The organism is Nonomuraea longispora, from assembly GCF_004348345.1.
GTDB classification, from domain to species: Bacteria; Actinomycetota; Actinomycetes; order Streptosporangiales; family Streptosporangiaceae; genus Nonomuraea; species Nonomuraea longispora.
In genome coordinates this window covers 1-19,203 of the sequence record NZ_SMJZ01000085.1, presented here as the reverse complement: position 1 = coordinate 19,203, position 19,203 = coordinate 1, and the positions used below count along the sequence as shown (strand labels likewise).

15 protein-coding genes and 1 pseudogene are annotated in these 19,203 nt (G+C 70.4%); 8 read left to right on the top strand and 8 right to left on the bottom strand.

What is annotated here, in order from left to right; genetic code table 11:
• Window positions 1-313: 313 nt before the first annotated feature.
• The 8 genes and pseudogenes from ltrA (at window position 314) to E1267_RS22230 (ending at window position 11,019) form a co-directional block, all read left to right on the top strand.
• The gene (ltrA, locus tag E1267_RS22270; RefSeq protein WP_220449610.1) at window positions 314-1,678 is read left to right on the top strand and encodes a group II intron reverse transcriptase/maturase; all 1,365 of its coding nucleotides are present in this window, start codon (window positions 314-316) and stop codon (window positions 1,676-1,678) included.
• 321 nt (window positions 1,679-1,999) lie between these two features.
• Window positions 2,000-2,810, top strand: a pseudogene (locus E1267_RS22265) (HARBI1 family protein); the annotation flags it as partial.
• A gap of 434 nt (window positions 2,811-3,244) precedes the next feature.
• Window positions 3,245-3,787: a GNAT family N-acetyltransferase gene (locus tag E1267_RS22260; protein ID WP_132334523.1), complete on the top strand. Its 543-nt coding sequence runs from the start codon at window positions 3,245-3,247 to the stop codon at window positions 3,785-3,787.
• A 542-nt stretch (window positions 3,788-4,329) separates the two neighbouring features.
• Window positions 4,330-6,684, top strand: coding sequence for an ATP-binding protein (locus E1267_RS22250; RefSeq protein WP_132334521.1), 2,355 nt, complete (start codon window positions 4,330-4,332; stop codon window positions 6,682-6,684).
• Between the two features lie 292 nt (window positions 6,685-6,976).
• Entirely contained in the window at window positions 6,977-7,744 is a 768-nt protein-coding gene (locus E1267_RS22245) for an AMP-binding protein (protein WP_165959730.1), read from the top strand.
• A 125-nt stretch (window positions 7,745-7,869) separates the two neighbouring features.
• Window positions 7,870-9,165: an ABC transporter substrate-binding protein gene (locus tag E1267_RS22240; protein WP_132334519.1), complete on the top strand. Its 1,296-nt coding sequence runs from the start codon at window positions 7,870-7,872 to the stop codon at window positions 9,163-9,165.
• A gap of 112 nt (window positions 9,166-9,277) precedes the next feature.
• Window positions 9,278-10,159, top strand: coding sequence for a carbohydrate ABC transporter permease (locus tag E1267_RS22235; protein ID WP_181957825.1), 882 nt, complete (start codon window positions 9,278-9,280; stop codon window positions 10,157-10,159).
• The gene (locus E1267_RS22230) at window positions 10,156-11,019 is read left to right on the top strand and encodes a carbohydrate ABC transporter permease (RefSeq protein ID WP_132334517.1); all 864 of its coding nucleotides are present in this window, start codon (window positions 10,156-10,158) and stop codon (window positions 11,017-11,019) included. Before E1267_RS22235 ends, E1267_RS22230 begins: the two co-directional genes overlap by 4 nt.
• Before the next feature lie 3 nt (window positions 11,020-11,022).
• Here the strand turns inward: E1267_RS22230 and E1267_RS22225 are convergent, their stop codons facing one another.
• From E1267_RS22225 to E1267_RS22190, 8 genes are all read right to left on the bottom strand, one after another.
• On the bottom strand, window positions 11,023-12,027 hold the full coding sequence (locus E1267_RS22225; protein WP_132334516.1) for a 2-hydroxyacid dehydrogenase: 1,005 nt from the start codon (window positions 12,025-12,027) through the stop codon (window positions 11,023-11,025).
• Window positions 12,024-12,638, bottom strand: coding sequence for a histidine phosphatase family protein (locus E1267_RS22220; RefSeq protein ID WP_132334515.1), 615 nt, complete (start codon window positions 12,636-12,638; stop codon window positions 12,024-12,026). Before E1267_RS22220 ends, E1267_RS22225 begins: the two co-directional genes overlap by 4 nt.
• Window positions 12,635-14,083, bottom strand: coding sequence for an FGGY-family carbohydrate kinase (locus tag E1267_RS22215; protein WP_165959729.1), 1,449 nt, complete (start codon window positions 14,081-14,083; stop codon window positions 12,635-12,637). The genes E1267_RS22220 and E1267_RS22215 overlap by 4 nt, the downstream gene beginning before the upstream one ends.
• Window positions 14,080-15,561, bottom strand: a complete 1,482-nt coding sequence (locus tag E1267_RS22210) for an FGGY-family carbohydrate kinase (protein WP_132334514.1) — start codon at window positions 15,559-15,561, stop codon at window positions 14,080-14,082. The genes E1267_RS22215 and E1267_RS22210 overlap by 4 nt, the downstream gene beginning before the upstream one ends.
• On the bottom strand, window positions 15,561-16,790 hold the full coding sequence (locus E1267_RS22205; RefSeq protein ID WP_132334513.1) for a sugar ABC transporter permease: 1,230 nt from the start codon (window positions 16,788-16,790) through the stop codon (window positions 15,561-15,563). Before E1267_RS22205 ends, E1267_RS22210 begins: the two co-directional genes overlap by 1 nt.
• Window positions 16,787-17,548 carry an ATP-binding cassette domain-containing protein gene (locus E1267_RS22200; protein WP_132334512.1) on the bottom strand — a complete coding sequence of 254 codons (762 nt, stop codon included), beginning with the start codon at window positions 17,546-17,548 and terminating at the stop codon, window positions 16,787-16,789. Before E1267_RS22200 ends, E1267_RS22205 begins: the two co-directional genes overlap by 4 nt.
• Window positions 17,549-17,556: 8 nt before the next feature.
• Window positions 17,557-18,645: an ABC transporter substrate-binding protein gene (locus tag E1267_RS22195; protein ID WP_220449609.1), complete on the bottom strand. Its 1,089-nt coding sequence runs from the start codon at window positions 18,643-18,645 to the stop codon at window positions 17,557-17,559.
• A gap of 146 nt (window positions 18,646-18,791) precedes the next feature.
• The coding region (locus E1267_RS22190) for a sugar-binding domain-containing protein (protein ID WP_281283685.1) at window positions 18,792-19,203 on the bottom strand (412 nt) is incomplete at its 5' end.

Below are 19,203 nucleotides of genomic sequence, written 5' to 3'. Positions count from 1 at the left end.
GCCTGGAAGCGCAGCTGTCAAGGACTCCTCGGCGTATGGGGCGCGGAACGTGCCGATAGTGGCGGCGGGAACTGGGGAGGCCCTCCCCGGCCCGGCAACCTGCGGACATATGGGTGTTGCTGGAGCGTCGCGCCCTATAACCGGTCGAAGCCGGGAAGTGGGTGGTGAGCCGGGTGGGCGTCGGAGGCGGCCGTAGTACCGATCGAGCCGACCGGACAACACAACCGGCGGTGAAGGGAAGGGCCGCTGCTTCGTCGATGCGCAGCGACTGACAGGGAGGGGCCCGGTGAGTGCCGGTCAGGCTAGTCCCGCCGTGAAGGGATCATCGGAACCGCGTGTTCCGCGTGATCCGGTCCGCGCCCTGCAGCATGCGCTCTACCGGGCGGCCAAGGCCGATCCCGGACGTCGGTTCCACGCGCTGTTCGACAAGGTCTGCCGCAGAGACGTGTTGCAGCGCGCGTGGGCGGCGGTGCGCCGCAATGACGGCGCGCCGGGCATCGACAAGACCACCTTGGCCCAGGTCGAGGAGTACGGAGTCGACCGGCTCCTGGACGAGGTGGCCGCCGAACTGCGGGAGCGGCGGTATCGGCCGCTGCCGGCACGGCGCGTGCTGATCCCCAAGCCGGGGCTGAAGGATCAGTACCGACCGCTGTCGATACCCGCCGTTCGGGACCGGATCGTGCAAGCGGCGGTGAAGATCGTGCTCGAGCCGGTCTTCGAGGCCGACATGGCCGACTGCTCGTTCGGGTTGCGCCCGCGACGGTCAGCGCACGACGCCCTGCAGGTACTCATCGGCGAGTGCGCGCGGGGCCGCCGGTGGGTGGTCGAGACGGACATCGCCGACTGCTTTTCGGCGATTCCGCATCAGGAGTTGATGCACGCGATCGAGGAACGCGTCTGCGACCAGTCCGTGCTCACGCTGCTGCGCGCGATCTTGCGCGCGGGGGCGATGGAGGACGGGCAGGTGCGGCGGCCGGTCAACGGAACCCCGCAGGGCGGTCCAGTCTCACCCTTGCTCTGCAACGTCTACCTGCACCGATTAGATCGGGCGTGGGACGGCGCGGACGGGGCGATGGTGCGGTTCGCCGACGACGTGGTCGTGATGTGCTGGTCGCGCAGTCAGGCCGAACGGGCGCTGGCCCGGTTGACCGAGCTGCTGGCCGAGCTTGGGCTGGAGCCGAAGGCGGCCAAGACCCGCATCATCCACCTTCAGGTCGGTGGCGACGGCTTCGATTTCCTGGGCTTTCATCACCGCCTGGTCCGCTCGCGAGGGGATCGGGGCAAGCCGAAGGTGACGTTCCTGGCTCGCTGGCCCGCGGACAAGGCCATGCAGCACGCCCGCGACCGGATCCGGGAGATCACCTCCCGGCGGTGGATGCTGCTGTGGCCGGAGGCGATCGTGGAGAGGCTGAACGCCTTCCTTCGCGGTTGGGCCGCCTATTTCCGTTACGGACATTCGGCCCAGCGCCTCAGCAAGATCAGACGGTATGCGCAGTGGCGGCTGGCGCACTTTATGCGCCGACGTCACCGCCGCAGCATGGCGTTCGGCTGGCAGGTACTGCTCAACTCCCGGCCGATCGACCTCGGATTGATCAGCTTGTATGGAATCACTGTCGCACCCAGGGCGGGCAAGCCCTGGCGGGTGAGACCGAATGCCGCCGGTGAACGACGTCGGTGAGCCGTGTGCGGGAGAACCGCATGCACGGTTCGATGCGGCGGGAGCTGGAAACGGAGCCACGAACCTGGCCATGGTCATCGGGGAGGGCACAGCCGACCGGGAAACCGGCGGAAGACAGGCCCCGAGCCCTACCGCCAGGAGACGCCACCGCGCCAGCTCCCGACCCTACAGCGAGATAATTTAGGACGATTGGGGATTTCTAAGACGCAGGCAGTGACGTATCGGGCCTTTCGGGAGGAGTCATCGAAGGCCGGAGACGGGCGTGGAGCCTCCGGTAGATGAGTTCTCACCACAAGAAATCCCGCCGCCGAAAGGCTCCACGTGATTGCCCATCGTGCCACGCTCGACGTCTCTCGCGCACTCGTTCACCACGTCGCCCGACTTCTGCGGGATGAACGCCGACTGCGCGGCACGCCCAAAGACAGCCGAGCCCCTGACCCCGTTCCGGCAGGCAGTCATGGTGCTGTGCTGGTTCCGCGGCGAGCACGACATCCCCAAACTCGGCCGCGATCATCACGTCTCCCGAGCCACCGCCTACCGCTACATCCACGAAGGCATCGGAGTTCTCGCAGCTCAAGCACCAGATCTACACGAAGCCCTCGACCGCGCCCACGCCGGAGAACTGGCCTACGTAATCCTCGACGGCACCCTGATCCCCATCGACCGCTGCGCCGAGCAGACCATCAGCGTCAAGGGCGAACCCATCGACGCCTGGTACTCCGGCAAAGCCCACCACCACGCCGGCAACCTCCAAGCCCTCTCAGCACCTGACGGGCTGCCGTTGTGGATCGGCGAGGTCGAACCCGGCTCCGTCCACGACCTGTCCGCCGCCCGCACCCACGTGCTGGGCGCGCTGTACGCCGCAGCCGCAGCCGGTCTGCCCACCCTCGCCGACAACGGCTACGACGGCGCCGGAATCGGCATCCACACGCCGATCAGACAACCCGAGGAAAACCAGATCCTCAGCTCGGACAACCGCACCTACAACCGGCTCCTGCGCGCTCTCCGCTGCCTCGGCGAACGCGGATTCGCCCTGCTCAAAGGCCGCTGGCGGGTCCTCCAGCACATCACCGTCAGCCCCAGCCGAATCGGCCACATCGCCCGAGCGGCACTTGTCCTCACCCATTTCGAGCACGACTACCTGCCGGCAATTCGCTGGGATCACGTCAGTGAGCCTGACCGTGCACGGAGCGAACTCGACGCCAGGGCGCAGATTCCGCAAAGTCCGCAAGCCTGAGTCTTTCGAGACAGATTTCCCGTACGGACTCGTCGAGGTATCTAACGGACGCTGAGGGCGCTGCCCCGCCTGCGCTCCGTAGTGTCATGTATCGCACCATACGGCGGGCGAAACACTGCTGCACCCATAACACCAATGTCCTGTCTCGTTCAATCTGAGGCATGGAGCGCCTCTGGCCTGCGGTGCCTCAAGTTCAATGAGACGGTCCGCAAGGTGCGCGTCTCAGCGATCATGAGGCATCTCCTCGTTTCTCGGCGTGGTCAGTCTGATCTTCATAGGGCGAGGGAATCGAGTTGATTGTCCGGATTGAACGCTGGTAGAACTTGGCGATGCTGACTGGAAAGCTTGTCCGCCTACGCGCCGTCGAACCCACGGATTTCGAGAGCATATGGCGCTGGAGCCATGACCCCGAGGTGGTGCGCTGGATGAGCAGCGGCTACCCCGAGTCGTTCGTGCAGGCACAGGAGCGGCTGACAGCGGCACCGCGCAACAGCTACGAGAATTGCCGGTTTATCATCGAGTCGCTCCACGATCAGCGCGCTGTCGGGTTCGTTCGGCTCAGAGACGCGAAGCCGGAGGTCGGAAATGCTGAGCTGGATATCCAGCTCGGCGAGAAGGACGTCTGGGGTCGTGGCTACGCCACTGAGGCGATGCGCCTGATGTGCAGGTACGGCTTCAACGAAATGCGCCTGCACCGGATCACCCTGGACTTCGCGGCAGACAACACTGCAGCGCGCCGGGTTTACGAGAAGGTGGGCTTCGTCGAGGAGGGCCGCGTCCGCGAGTGCTTCCGCCGTGATGGCAAGTGGCACGACATGATCCTTATGGGCCTCCTCGAAGGCGAACTCTGCGATTATGACTCAGGTAAGTGAGACAAACGGCGGGACGCCTCATGATCGATGGGACTGGCCTCAAAGTCAGGTGAGACAGGACACCCAATCCGGAGCGTTGAGCCGTTACGCTCCGGATTGGTTGCGCACGGGGACGCGGATTTGCGCATTCACTGCGCATCAAGAGCCGACATTGCGCATCGGATCGCGGACCCTACACCCTGCTGGCTCAGCGGTGGGCGGCGGCCTGGAGGGTGTAGAGGTCGGCGTAGAGGCCGTTGAGGGTCATGAGGGTGTCGTGGTCGCCGTGTTCGGTGACCACGCCGCGGTCGAGGACGTAGACGCGGTCGGCTGGCCCGCCACGCCATGCGCGGTGCCTCGACCACGAGGGCGGGAAGACGCCTGGCGATGGTCAGGAAGCCGACCTCCGCCATCATGTCGGTGTGGGCGTGCCAGCCGGAGAAGGAGATCTCCCCCAGCTCCAGCGGCTCATCGGCCATAAGAGAAAGTGTTCCCGCGCTCACCCATACTTCTCATGAATTTGGCTGTGGGCGCACGACGTAGTTGGTGACACACTCACAGTGATGCTGCGATTCGCTGACTTCGCCAACCTGCCGGCCGAGCCGAACACGTTCGTGGGCCGGGAGTCCGATGTGGACGAGCTCGTCCAGCTGATGCGCGTCTCGCGGGTGGTGACCCTGTGCGGGGCGGGCGGCATCGGCAAGACCCGTCTGGCCCTGCGGCTCGCGTCGCGGGTCGCCACCGGCCACGCGGGCGGCGTGTGGCCGGTCGAGCTGGCCGACCTGGACGAGGGCGAGGTCAGGGCGCACGTGGCGGCGTCGCTCGGCGTCGCGGGCGACCCCGGCGCGCTGATCGGCGGCAGGCGGGTGCTGCTGGTGCTCGACAACTGCGAGACCGTGATCGCCGAGTGCGCGGAGCTCTGCCGCGACCTGCTCGGCTCCTGCCCCGGGCTCACCATCCTGGCCACCAGCAGGGAGCCGCTGCGCGTGCCCGGGGAGACGGTCTGGCGGGTGCCCCCACTGTCGATCGACGGCGAGGGCAGCGAGGCCGTGCGGCTGTTCGCCGCCAGAGCGGCCGCCGCGCGGCCCGGCTTCGAGCTGACCGCCGACACGCTGCCGCTCGTCGTGACGTTGTGCCGGGCGCTCGACGGGCTGCCGCTGGCGATCGAGCTGGCGGCCGCCATGGTCAGGGTGCTGTCCGTACGCCAGCTGGTGGAGCGGCTCGACGACCGGTTCCGGCTGCTGGCGGGCGGCGCCCGGACGGCCCCGCCCCGCCACAGGACGCTCAGGGCGGCGGTCGACTGGAGCTACCGGCTGCTCAGCCCCCAGGAGCGGGTGCTGCTGCGCCGTACGACGGTCTTCCGCGCCGGATGGACGCTCGACCTGGCCGAGCGGGTGTGCTCCGGCCCCGAACTGCCCGAGGAGGACGTGCTGCCCCGGCTGTGCGACCTGGTCGACAAGTCGCTGGTGGCGCTCGACGGGGAGATCGCCGGGCAGGCGCGCTACCGGCTGCTGGAGACGGTCCGCGACTACGCGCTCGAACAACTCGCCGCGTCGGGGGAGGAGGGCGAGCTGCGGCACCGCCACCTGATGGCGCTGGCCGGGATGGCGGCCGGGTTCAGGCGGGCGGTGTCACCGGAGGGGCGCATGTCGTGGCCGGTGGTGGAGCGCTACATCAACCTGTTCGACGGGCTCAGGGCCGAGGTCACCGCGGCCTGCGACTGGTCGGTCTCCGCCGGGGAACCGGAGACCGCGCTCACCCTGCTGACCGACGTACGTTTCCTGCTGACCGGCTGCGGGCGCAAGCTGGAGGTGGCCGACCGGCTCGACCGGCTGCTGGCCCTCGACGCCGCGCGGGTGCCGCCGGCGCTGCGCGGGCAGGCCACCATCCTGCGCGGCGAGCTGGCCCTGGCGGCGGGTGACAGGGAACACGCCCTGCGGTGGGTCCGTGCCGGGGTGGCCGCGTGCGCGACCGTCCACGACACCTACGGCACGGCCGCCGGCCTGGTCGTGATGGGCTGGCTGACGGGCGAGCAGGATCTGCTCTCCCGCGCGCTGGAGGCGGCCGTGCAGTCCGGTGACCGCATCCTGCAGTCGCTGGCCCACAGCGCCAGGGCGGCCACGGCCCTGCGGCACGGCCGGCTGCGGGAGGCGCGGCGCGCGTACGGCGAGGTGCTGGCGATCAACGAGGAGCTCGACAACCACGTCGGGCGCTCCTCGGGCCACATCGGCCTGGCGCAGGTGGCCAGGGACGCGGGTGATCTCGAGACGGCCAAACGCCACTACGAGTCGGCGCTGGTCCTGGTCGGGCACATCGACGCCAGGCAGCAGAAGGTGAGCTGCCTGGCCGGGCTCGGCGGGGTGGCGCTCGACCAGGGAGACCTGGCGACCGCCAGGGCCATGCTCACCGAGGCGTTGGTGCTCAGCCGCGACGCCGGCCTTGGCTGCGGCGTCGGCAGACGGCTGGAGGCGTGGGCCGGCCTGGCCACGGCCGAGGGGGACCACCGGCTCGGCGTGCTGCTGGTCGCGGCCTCCGTGGCGCTGCGGCGCCGCCAGCCCGACGCGCGCACCGAGAACGTCCTGCGGCCCGCGCGGGCGCTGCTCGGCGACGAGATGGTGGCCGTGCTCTGGGCCGAGGGCACGAAGATGACGGCCGACCAGGCGGTGTCCTGCGCGCTCGACGGCACGCGGCCCGACACGCCCGCGGCGGCGTTCGTCCCGGTCGTCCAGGAGAGCAGGCTCACGGCCAGGGAACGCGAGATCGCCGAACTGGTCGCGCGAGGGCTGAGCAACCGGGCGATCGCCGACGAGCTGGTCATCAGCCCGGCGACCGCCGCGCGTCACGTGGCCAACATTCTGTCGAAGCTCGGCTTCTCCACGCGTACACAGATCGCCGCATGGATGATCGCCAGCCGTTGAGCTTCTACATATGTGGCACGCCGGCCGTCTCCATCGCCTACATCGTCGAATGGCCATGTCAGAGCATGCGCGAGGATGGCCGTCCGGCTTACGGTTCCAACGCGGGGCTCGCCCCGCGTACGGTCGTCACGCGACCGTGTCGGCCGGGCATCCTCGGAGGGGTGGCGGTCCGGTCGTGGGCGCGTGACTGCGGGCTCGAGCCGCGCAGGGCTCGGGCCCGCCCGAATAATGCACATCGGCCTACATACATCGGCGGATGCCGGGCAGGGCCGGCCGCCGTACGTTGTCGTGCATGAAGCGCTCGCCCTCGACCACCGGCACCGTGATCCACGAGGTTTTCCGGCTGGCCTACGGGCGCGGCGACCGGCCGGCGCTCGTCGACCTCAGGGGCGGACGCGTCTACGGTTACCGCGAGCTGGTGACCGAGGTGACCAGGGCGGCCTCCGGCCTGGTGTGCAGGGGCGCGCGGCGTGACCAGGTGGTGGGCGTGCACGTCTCGACGGCGGGCGCGCAGACGCTGGCGGTGCACACGGTGCTGGCCGCGGGTGGGGTGGCGGCGCCCGTCGATCCGGGGCTCGGCGCGTACGATCTGGCCGCGTGGTTGCGGGAGTGCGACGCGCGCACTTTGGTCACCACGCCCGACCTGGCGCCGACCGCGGTGCGGGCGGCCGAGCGGTCCCGGGTGCGGCAGATCGTCTCGCTGGGCGCGGCGCTCGACACGATCGACTTCAGCGACCTCGTCGCGCTCGCGCCCACCGAGCTGCCGGTGCTCGACGCCCGGCGTCAGACCGCGCTCCTGCACGCCGGCGGGCGGCGGCTGTCGCACGCGGACCTGCTGGCCCGGATGGCCGAGCTCGACCGGCCCGTACGCCTGACCGAGTCGGACGTGGTGCTGGCCACCTGGAGCCCCGGCGGAGGCTGGGACCTGCCCGCCCTGATCGCGCTGGGCGTGTCGAAGGGGGCGACGGTGGTCGCCGCGCAGAGGGCTGACCTGGCGCGGGACCATGGCTTCAGCGTCACGGTGGTGTCGGACCCCGGCGGCGTGCTGAGGCGTGCCTGAGCTTATATGCGGACCTGTTACCCGCTCTCCCTTGACGGCGCTGCGGGGAAAGTGGGTTGATAGCCGTTGTTGACAACGTTGTCAAGAATCACCTGCTTCGGGGGGCTTCGAAGGGATGGTGCGCGATGCGACGGTGGTTGGTGGCCGCCTCGATCACGATGGTGAGCGTTCTGGGCCTGGCGGCCTGCGGCGGTGGCGGCGGCGAGCAGACGGCACAGTCGCCCTCCGCCGACAGCGGTGGAAAACAGCAGGTTGAGGTTTTCTCCTGGTGGACGGGCCCCGGTGAGGCCGACGGCCTTGCCGCGATGCGGAAGATCTTCGAGGAGAAAAACCCGACGTATACCTTCTTCGACGCGGCGGTGGCGGGCGGCTCCGGCGACAAGGCCAAGGCCCTGCTGCAGTCGAAGCTCCAGGCGGGCACCCCTCCGGACACGTTCCAGGGCCACGCGGGCGCCGAACTGCAGGGCTACATCAAGGCCGGCAACCTGGAGGACCTGACCGCGCTCTACGACGAGCTGAAGCTCAAGGAGGTCTTCCCCGAGCAGCTCGTCGAGCAGATCAGCGTGGAGGGCAAGATCTACTCGGTGCCGGTGAACATCCACCGGTCCAACGTCCTGTGGTTCAACCCGGGCGTGCTCAAGGAGGCCGGGGTGGCGGGGGCGCCCAAGACGATCGACGAGTTCGTCGCGGCCCTCGAGAAGGTCAAGGCCAAGGGCAAGATCCCGCTGTCGATCGGGGCGGAGTGGACCGCCACCCACGTGCTGGAGAACGTGCTGCTCGGCTCGATGGGCGCCGACGCCTACAACGCCCTGTTCAAGCCGGGCGCCGACTGGAACAGCCCGCAGGTGACCACGGCGCTGCAGAACTTCGCCAAGATCATGGAGTACGCGGGCGACCCGCAGGACGACTGGCAGCCCGCGGCCAAGCAGGTCGCCGACGGCGAGGCAGCCTTCAACATCATGGGCGACTGGGCCTACGGCTACTTCCACAACCCCCCGGAGGGCGGCCTGGGCAAGAAGTCGAAGACGGACTTCGACTGGGCGCCCGTTCCCGGCACCGAGGGCACCTACATGTGGCTGTCCGACAGCTTCACCCTGCCCAAGGGCGCGAAGAACCGTGAAGGGGCGGAGGCCTGGCTGAAGGTCGCGGCCAGCAAGGAGGGCCAGGACGCCTTCAACCCGTTGAAGGGCTCCATCCCCGCACGCAAGGACGCCGACGAGTCGCTCTACACCGACTACCTGGCCGACGCGCTGAAGGACTGGTCGAGCAACAAGCTCGCCGGCTCGATCCAGCACGGTGTGGCGGTGAACCAGCCGTGGCTGGCCGCGATCAACGAGCAGGTCGGCCTGTTCCTCGGCACCAAGGACGTCAAGGCCCTGCAGCAGGGGCTGGCCGACGCGGCCACGGCCAACGCCCAGTAGATCGGTTGACGACAGGCCGGTGACGACCCGGTAGACGACCCGGTAGAGGACCACGCGACGGGCCCGGCAGGCCGCACTCGGCGGCCTGCCGCGTCCGTGGGAGGGATTGCTTGTGAGGCGGGCGCGCACGTGGCTGCCCGGACTCCTCCTCGTGACGCCGTCGATCATTCTGATCGCCGTCTTCGTGTACGGCATGCTCGGCTGGAACTTCCGGCTGGCCATGACGGACAAGCACGACGAGGTGTCCGAGGGCGAGTTCGTGGGGCTGCAGAACTTCATCGACATCTGGGACCAGCCCCGATGGCACCTGTCGGTCCAGCACGCGATCGTGTTCACGGTCGTGTTCGTGCTGGGGGCGCTGGTGCTCGGGTGGCTGCTGGCGTTCCTCATGGAGAAGGGCATCAGGGGCGAGGGGACGTTCCGGGCGATCTACCTGTTTCCGATGGCCATCTCCTTCGTCGCGACCGGCATCGTGTGGCGGTGGCTGATGAACTCGGGGACGGACGAGCGGGCGGTGGGGCTCAACCGGCTGTTCGACACGCTCGGGTTGCCGCAGTGGCAGTGGTTCAGGGATCCGGACTGGGGCATGGCGGCGATGGCGCTGCCGGCCGTCTGGCAGATGTCCGGATATGTCATGGCGTTGTTCCTGGCCGGCTTCCGCGGCGTGCCCGAGGAACTGCGTGAGGCGGCCCGCGTGGACGGCTGCAACGAGTGGGGCGTCTACCGGCACGTCGTGCTGCCCCTGCTCAGGCCGGTGACCCTGTCCGCGCTCATCATCCTCGGACACATCTCGCTCAAGGTCTTCGACCTGATCGTCGCGGTGTCGGGCAAGCAGATCATCACCGACGTGCCCGCGGTGTTCATGTGGGTGGCGGTCTTCGACTCCCACGATCCCGCCAAGGGGGCCACGATCGCCTCGTACATCGTCCTCAGCGTGGCGATCTTCGTGATCCCGTACCTGATCTGGTCCGTGCGTAAGGAGAGGCGCCAATGACAGCGGTGAGTGCCGGGCGGAGGAGCACGGTGTTCGCCTGGACGCGGTTCGGCGTGCTCATCGCCTTCGTGGTGGTCTTCCTCATCCCGATCTACGTCTTGCTGGTCACCAGCTTCAAGCCGCTCACCGAGGCCGATCCAAGCCAGGCCTGGAACCTGCCGCAGACGTGGACGACCGAGGCGTGGCAGGTGGCCTGGGAGAAGCTCGCCCCCGGGCTGTGGAACAGCGTGCTGCTGGCGGTGCCGGGCTCGCTGCTGTCGTGCGCGCTGGGCTCCATGAACGGCTACGTGCTGTCCAAGTGGCGCTTCCCCGGCGCGGACCTGCTGTTCACCCTGTTCCTGTTCGGCATGTTCATCCCGTACCAGGGGGTGATGATCCCGCTGGTGCAGCTGCTCGTCGGGCTGAACGACCTGACCGGGCTGCAGGGCGTCTTCTACGGCGGCATCCCCGGGCTGGTGCTGGCTCACGTCGTATACGGCATCCCGATCGCCACACTGATCTTCCGCAACTACTACGTCACGATCCCCGACGAGCTCATCGAGGCGTCGCGGGTGGACGGCGCGGGCATGTTGCGGACGTACTGGTCGGTGGTGCTGCCGGTGTCGGCGCCGGCGATCGCGGTGGTGATCATCTGGCAGTTCACGTCGCTCTGGAACGACTTCCTGTTCGCCGTGTTCCTGACCGGGCCGACGAGCTGGCCGGCGACCGTGATGCTGAACAACATCGCGGGCGCCCAGGCGACCCCGTACAGCCAGCAGATGGCCGCGGCCATCCTCTCGTCGATCCCGACGATGCTGATCTACATCCTGCTCGGCCGGTTCTTCATGCGCGGGCTCATGGCGGGAGCGCTCAAGGGATAGCCGTCAGGGAGTGGCGCGGTGGGCCAGTGGCTCGCCGCGCACGTAGCGGGCCACGTCCGCGGCCACGATCGAGGCCGCGTTCCTCGCCGTCTCCTTGCTGGCGCCGGCCAGGTGCGGGGTCATCACCAGGTTCGGCGCCGTGAGCAGGCGCGAGCCCGGCGGGATCGGCTCCTCGGGGAAGACGTCCACGGCGGCCCCGAACAGGTGCCCCGACTCCAGCGCGTCGCACAGCGCGTCGTAGTCGAGCAGCGCGCCGCGCGCGCAGTTCACCAGGACCGAGCCCTCCGGCATGGCGGCGATCTCGGCCGCGCCCACCATGCCGGTGGTCTCGGGGGTGGCGCGGGCGTGCAGCGAGACGAAACGGGAGCGTTCTAGCAGCTCGGGAAGCTTCACCTTGCCCGGCACGTCCACGTAGGGGTCGTGGACCAGGACCTCCGCGCCGAAGCCCGCGAGCATGCGGGCCACGCGGCTGCCGATGGCACCGTACCCGATCAGGCCGGCCGTGCTGCCCTCCAGCTCCGGGCCCACGCTGTCGTAGGTGTAGTAGTCGCCCCGCCACACGCCACCGGCCAGGTCGGCGTGCGTCTGCGGGACCCTGCGGGTGGCGGCGAGCAGCATGGCGAGCGTGTGCTCGGCGGTCGCCACCGCGTTGCGGCCCGGCGCGTACGTCACGGCCACCCCCGCCCGCGCGGCCGCCTCCAGATTGGCGTTCACCGGGCCACCCCTGCTCACGCAGAACAGCCGCAGGTCGGGCGAGGCGTCCAGCACGCGCTTGGTCAGCGGGGCCATCTGGGTCACGCAGACCTCGACCCCGCGCAGCGCCTCGATCAGCGCGTCCTCCACGTCGGAGGCCTCGTCGACCTCGCTCACCCGGCCGAACGGCTCCACCGGCCACGGCAGCGTCAGCTCGCGGACGTCCACCTCGCCGGGGACCTCGCGTCTGAGCGCGTCGATGAGCAGGCGGTTCCGGACGAAGTGGTCGCCCGCGGCAAGGACTCGGATGGTCAACGAACAGCTCCAATCGGGGAGTTGTACTGCAGCAGCGCCGGCCGTCCCGCGTTCAGCCGCAGCTCGGTCAGCGCGCAGTTGTCCAGACGGGGGAACAGCCGCCGGTACTCGCCGAGCGGCACCCCGATGAGGCGGCACAGGGCGAGCCTGAGCGCGGTGGTGTGCGCGACCACCAGCACGCGCCCGCCCTGGTGGGCGGCGGCGATGTCGTGCAGCGCGGCGACGAACCGTTCCGCGGCCTCGCGCGGGTCCTCGCCGCCCGGCAGCCGATGCTCGGCGGGGTCGGCCTCGAACGCGGCGCGGGCCTGCGGGAAGCGGGCCGTCATCTCCGCCGACGTCAGCCCCTCGCCCTCGCCGAAGTCCAGCTCGCGCAGCCTGGCGTCCACGCGCAGCGCCACCTTCGCCTCGGCGGCGCTGGCCTCGGCGGTGATGCGGGACCGGCTCAACGTGGAGGCCCACACCCCTTCCAGGCCCGCGTTCGCGGCCCACTCCGCGAGCCGGGCGGCCTGCTCGTGGCCGCGGGGGGTCAGCTCGACGTCGGTGAGCCCCGCGTAGCGGTTCTCGGCGTGCCAGACGGTCTCGCCATGGCGTACGAGGACGAGGTCGGTCATCGGGCGCTCCTTTCGCGGGCGTGTCGTGCGGCGGCCGCGCCGAGCCAGCCGCGGCGTTCCAGCTCGCCGACGAAACGCAGGTACGGCTCGCGCAAATCGGCTCCTGACGGCTCCACGACGGCCCGCGTGCTGATCATCCCGGCGAGCTCCCCACCAGCGCTGCCGGCCGCGAGCACGGCCATGCCGAACGCGGGCTCGGCGTTCTCCCGCAACGTCACAGGGCGGCCGAGGACGTCGGCCCTGAGCCGCGTCCAGTACGCGCTCCTGGTGGCGCCGCCGGTCAGGATGATCTCGCCGTCCACGGGGGCGCCGAGCAGGTCGAGGTAGTCGAAGGAGAGCCGTTCGACGAAGGCCGCGCCGAGCAGGATCGCCGCGTAGCGCTCCACGTCGTCGGCCGGGTCGCCGAGCGTGAAGGACTCGGCGTCGGGCGCGGCGAACGGGAAACGTTCCCCCCGCGAGACCAGCGGGTAGGTGACCGCGCCCGGCGACCGCGTACCGAATCCGGCGGCGGCCTGGGCGCTGAGCGCGTCGAGGTCGCGGCCGGGAAGGTCGCGGGTCAGCACGCCCGCTCCCGTGCTCGACGCGCCGCCCGGCAACCACGAGCCGTCCGGCGCGCGGTGCGAGTAGACGACGCCGAGCGGGTCGTGGATCAGCTCCCGCGTCACGCCCTTCAGCACCAGCGTGGTGCCCAGCACGGAGTTCCAGCTGCCGGCTCGCTGCGCCCCCGCGCCGAGCTGGGCCGCGCAGCCGTCGGTGGTGCCCGCGACCACCGGCGTCCCGGCCGGGATGCCGGTCTGTTCGGCGGCCTGCGGGCACACCACGCCCAGCCAGGCGCCCGGCCGTACGACCTCGGGCAGGATGCCCGCCGGCACCCCCAGCGCGTCGAGCACCTCTGCCGGCCAGCGTTCCTCGATCAGGTCGACGCCGGTCTTCAGCGCGTTGCTCAGGTCGGTGGCCACGTCGTGGCCGGTGAGCCGCCGGTTGACGAAGTCGCTCTGGTGCGCGGGCCTGGCGCCCGGCGGCGCGTCGCGCAGCAGCCACAGCAGCTTCGGCAGCGCCCAGTTGGGCTGCATGCGCCGGTAGCCGAGCCGCTCCCACACGTGCCCGCCCACCTCGTTGACCCGGCCGACCTCGTCGGCGGCCCGCCGGTCGTCGTACATCAGCGCGGGCGTCAGCGCCCCGCCCCGAGCGTCGGTGAGCAGGATCGTTCCCGACGTGGCGTCCACCGCCACGCCCGCCACCCGCTCCGGAGGCACGCCGCGCAGCGCCTCCCGGGTGGCGCCCGCCAGCGCCTGCCACCACTGCTCGGGGTCCTGCTCGTGGCGGGGGCCGTCGCGGTGGCTGTCCAGCGGGCGCGCGGCGACGCCGAGCACGTCGCCGCCGCCGGTGACGGCCATCGCCCGGACGCTCTGCGTTCCGAGGTCGACGCCGATCCACACGCTCATGCACGGCCCCTCATGTCGGCGAGCAGCGGCCAGGTGCCTGCGTCGGCGCCCCGCAGGGTCAGGAAGTCGTCGAAGAGCCGGGCGTAGCGGGCCTCGCGCCCGGGGTCGGGCTCGACGGCGTCGCGCAGGCGTACGTGCTCGGCGGCGGCGGCGACGGACGGCGCGGCGCCCGTGGCGGCCAGCCCCACCAGGTACGCCCCCCGCGCGCCCACCTCGGCGTCGGCCGGGCGGCGCACGGGCAGCCCGGTGACGTCGGCGATCATCGCGAGCCAGGTGGCGCTGGCCGAGCCGCCTCCGCTCGCGCGCAGCTCCGTCGGCGCGGCGCCGGTGGCGGCCAGGCAGTCCCGGATGACCATCGTGAGCCCTTCGAGCACGGCCCTGGCGACGTGCTCCCGCCCGTGCTCGAACGACATGCCGTGCAGCGCGCCCCTGGCCAGCGGGTCGGAGAAGGGCGCCCGCTCGCCGGCGGGCGACAGGTAGGGCAGGAACGCCAGGCCGCCCGCGCCCGGCGGGCTCTGCAGGGCCAGCTCGCCCAGCTCGGCCGGGCCGTCCAGGCCCAGCAGGCGGCACGTCCACTGCACGACCTCCGTGCCGGCGAACGTGGGGAAGGCCCGCAGGTAGCCGCCGGGCAGCGCGATCGTGATGCCGGTCGGGTCGCCGTCGAGATCGGGGGAGCCGACGATGACCTCGGTGCACAGGGTGGTGCCGAGGATGCCGCACGCCTGACCGGGCGAGACCGCGCCCGCGCCCAGGGCCGTCGAGGCGATGTCGTAGGGGGCCATCACGACCGGCGTCCCCGCGGGCAGGCCGAGCGTCGCGGCGGCGTCCGCCGACAGGTCGGCGACGGGACAGGAACGGACCTCGGGCAGCAGCCGTCCGGCCCACTCCAGGTCGAACATGGCGAGCAGTTCCGCCGAGTACGCCCGCGCCCGCAGGTCCATGAACGGCGCGGAGGCGTCGGACTCGTCGGCCACCAGCCGCCCCGTCATCCGGGAGAAGATCCAGCCGCCGCACGTCAGGTTGGCGTGCGACCGGTCGAGCCGGCCGGGGTCGTTCGCGCGCAGCCAGGTCAGGATGGCGTGCGGCAGTCCGGACGCGGCTGAGGAGCCGTTCAGCCGGAAGGCCGCCGCCGCGAGCCCGGAACGGGTCCAGGCGTCGACCGTGGCGGCGGCCCTGGCGTCGTTCCAGAGGATGGCCGGCCCGGTCGGCTCGCCGCCCGCGTCGACCAGCCAGCAGCCGTCGCCCTGCGCCGTCACCGCCACGAAGTCGACCGTGCCCGCGTCCTCCATCCGGGTCACGACCTCGCGGACCGTGGCGGCGACCGCCGCCCAGACAGCGTCCATGTCCTGCTCGGCGTGGCCGGGCGCCGGCCGGGAGACCGTGGTCTCCCGGCGGGCGACGTACGACTCCGCCCCCGAGGAGTCGTAGCCGACCGCCTTGATGACCGTGGTTCCCGCGTCCACGCAGATGATCGCCATCAGGCCCTGCCGTGTGAGGTCCTCGACCGGCGCGAGACCGAGTCGACGACCACCGCGAGCAGCAGCACGACTCCGGTGACCACGAACCGGATCGAGGAGTCCAGGTTGAGCAGCGTGAGCCCGCTGGAGATGGACTGGATGACGATGACGCCGAGCAGCGCTCCGAACGCCGTGCCGCGCCCGCCGAACAGGCTCGTCCCGCCGATCACGGCCGCCGCGATGGCGTTGAGGTTGACGTCGCCGCCGCCGCTGCTCTGGTTGGCCGCCGCGAGCCTGGCCGCGGCCAGGATGCCGCCGACCGCGGCGAACGCCGAGCAGAGCACGAACACGGAGGTGTACACGGCCCGGACGTTGATGCCCGCCCGGCGCGCGGCCTCGACGTTGCCACCGACCGCGTAGACGGCTCTGCCCCACTTCGTCCGCGACAACAGGTAGTGCATGATCAGCACCAGCCCCACGAAGAAGACGAACATCCAGCCGACGCCGCGGGTCTGGCCCAGATACCAGACCACGAACGCCAGCACCGCGAGCAGCGCCGCGCTCCTGACGGCCAGCGCGGTGACGCTCCTCGCCGACAGCCCGGCCCTGCGCCGCTGACGGGCGTGCAGGAATCCGCCGGCGAACAACCACACGGCCGCGACCACCGCGAACGTGTACGACAACCAGGCCGGTACGAAGTCGAGCTGGGCGAAGTTCACCAGCCCCGAGTCGAACGGCAGGTTGATCGACCCCTTGGCGCCCAGCACGTACAGCTGCAGGCCGAGGAAGCCGAGCAGTCCGGCCAGCGTGATCACGAAGCTCGGCACGCCGAACCGGTTGAACAACTGCCCGTACAGCCAGCCGATCACCGCGCCCAAGAGCACCGAGGCCGCGATGGCCAGCCAGACCGGCAGCCCCTCGCTCACGAACAACACCGCGAGCACCGCTCCGGAGAGCCCGCTGACCGACCCGACGGACAGGTCGATCTGCCCCACCAGCAGGACGCACACGACGCCGAGCGCGATGATGCCGACGGCGGCGGACTCCAGCGTCAGGTTCACCAGGTTCGCGCTGGACAGGAAGATCGGGTTGAGGACCTGCAGCACCGTCCAGATGACCACGAGCCCGACCACGACCGGGATGACGCCCAGGTCGCCGCCGCGCGCCCGCTCGACCACGTCGGTGACCGCGCCGCTCAGCCCGGCACGATGGTGCAGGCGCTCGTCCTGCCGGTCCGTGGTGACGGTCATGACGGCACTCCCTTGTCCGCTCTCCTGGAGACCGCGTTGTCGGTGGCGCCGGTGATGGCGGCGATGATGTCCTCGGTGGAGACCTCGGCCACGTCGAAGACTCCGTTGTTGCGGCCGAGCCGCAGCACCACCACGGTGTCGGCGACGGCCTTCACGTCCGCCATGTTGTGGCTGATCATGATGACGCCCAGGCCGTTCTCGCGCAGCCGCTCGACCAGGTTGAGCACCTCGGCCGTCTGCGCCACGCCCAGCGCGGCCGTGGGCTCGTCGAGGATGATCACCTTGGGATCGCCGAGCAGGGACCTGGCGATGGCCACCGTCTGCCGCTGGCCGCCCGACAGGGCCGCGACCGGCACCCGTACGCTGGGGATCTTCGCGGAGAGCTGGCGCAGCAGCTCCCACGAGCGGGTCTCCATGGCCACGTCGTCCAGCCGCAGCGGGCGGATCTCCTGGCCGAGGAAAAGGTTCTGGATGACGTTGAGGTTCTCGCAGAGCGCCAGGTCCTGGAAGACGGTGGCGATGCCGAGCTTGTGCGCGGCGGCAGGCGTGGGGATCGCGACGTCGCGGCCCTCGAAGGTGATCCGGCCCGAGTCGGGCGCGTGCACGCCCGCAAGGATCTTGACCAGGGTCGACTTGCCCGCGCCGTTGTCCCCCACGATGGCGACGACCTCGCCCGCGGCGACGTCGAGCCGGATGTCGGTGAGCGCGGCGACGGCGCCGAAGGTCTTGCTGATCCCGCGCAGCGACAGGACGGTCATCGGTGCTCCTACTTGATGCCGAGTTCGTCGCAGCCCTTGGCGTACGCGCCCGTGCATATGTCGGCGGCTTTCATGATGCCGCTGTCGAAGAGCACCTCCTTGATGTTGTCCCTGGTGACCACCGTGGGGACGAACAACTCGGACGGCGTGTCGTACAGCGTGGTCTTGCCCGCGGGCTTCTGGCCCTGCATGAAGCCCCACGCCACGTTCGCCGCAGCCTCGGCGACGATCTTGATGGGCTTGGAGATCGTGTTGTACTGGTCGCCCGCGATGACGCGCTGGGCGGCGGCGGGCTCGGCGTCGTTGCCGGTGACCGGCGGCACGTCCACGCCGGCCGCCTTGAACGCGGCGATGGCGCCGCCGCCGGTGCCGTCGTTGGCCGCGACCACGCCGGCGATCTGGCCCTTGAACTGCGTGATCTGGCCGCTCACCCAGGTCTGTGCCTTCTCGGGCTGCCAGTCGGGGGTGTCGAACTCGGCCAGCAGCTTGAAGCCGCTCGGGTCGACGGCGCTGTGGATGCCCTTCTTGATCAGGCCCGCCGCGGCGTCCGTGGGGGAGCCGTTGACCTGGAGGATGCCGCCCTCGGCCTTCTCCTCCTTGAGATGGTCGACGAGGGACTGGGCGATCATCGAGCCGATCTTCTCGTTGTCGAACGAGATATAGTAGTCGGCCGGCGTGGCCGGGATCGGCCGGTCGTAGGCGATGATCGGCACCTGCTGCGACTGGGCCGACTTGACGATGGTGGCCGCAGCGGCGGAGTCGACCGGGTCGATGACGATCGCCTTGACGCCCTGGGCGAGCGCGGAGTTGGCCTGTTGCTGCTGCTTGGCGGCGTCGGAGTCGGCGTTCTGGTAGATGACCTGGCAGCTCGGGCACAGCTGCTTCATCTTGGCCTCGAACAGCGGCTTGTCCTGCAGTTCGTAGCGGGTCGAGGCGAGGTCGGGCATGAGGAAGGCGACCTTGGCGTTCTGGACGTCGCCGCCGGCGCCGGTTTCCCCGCCGGACGGGCCGGAGTCCGAGCCGCACGCGGCCAGCACCGAGCTTGCGAGCACTGCCGCAACGGCGAACGCGGTGGTCCGCATCTGAGCTCTGTTCACGGGTTCGTTCCTCACTCGCTACGTCCTCGCGGACGGATCCAAAAGCTCGCTGCCCCCGAGACATGGAGATAGCCCCTCACACGGGGCACATCCTGTGGTGCGGCTCACGTTAGCGCGCGGTCAGAAACTTTGTCCAGCAAAGATGTTCAGAGCTGGTGCGCGGCGGCCACGATCCCCTCCGCCGTCGGGGCGTCCGTGACGAGCCGGTTGAAGTAGCCGCCCCTGGCGCCCGCGATGATCGAGAGCACCTTCTCCGCGCCGACGGCGACGGCGATCGTCGCCGGGATGCGGCGCAGCTCCTCCAGTCGCGTGGCGACCAGGCGCTCGCTGCCCGGATAACTCAGCGGGGCGCCCTCGCGGTCGTAGACGCGCATGCACACGTCGCCCACCGCCTGGCGCAGGGCCTCGGCGTCGCGAGGCATGAGGGCGGGCGTCATCTGCCGCATCAGCGGCGCCGAGCCGACGCCCACGAGGGCGCACCTGGCGTGCGCCCACAGGTCCATGACCCGGCGTACGGACGGCTCGTGCTGCAGCGAGTAGAACAGTTCGGGGCCGGGG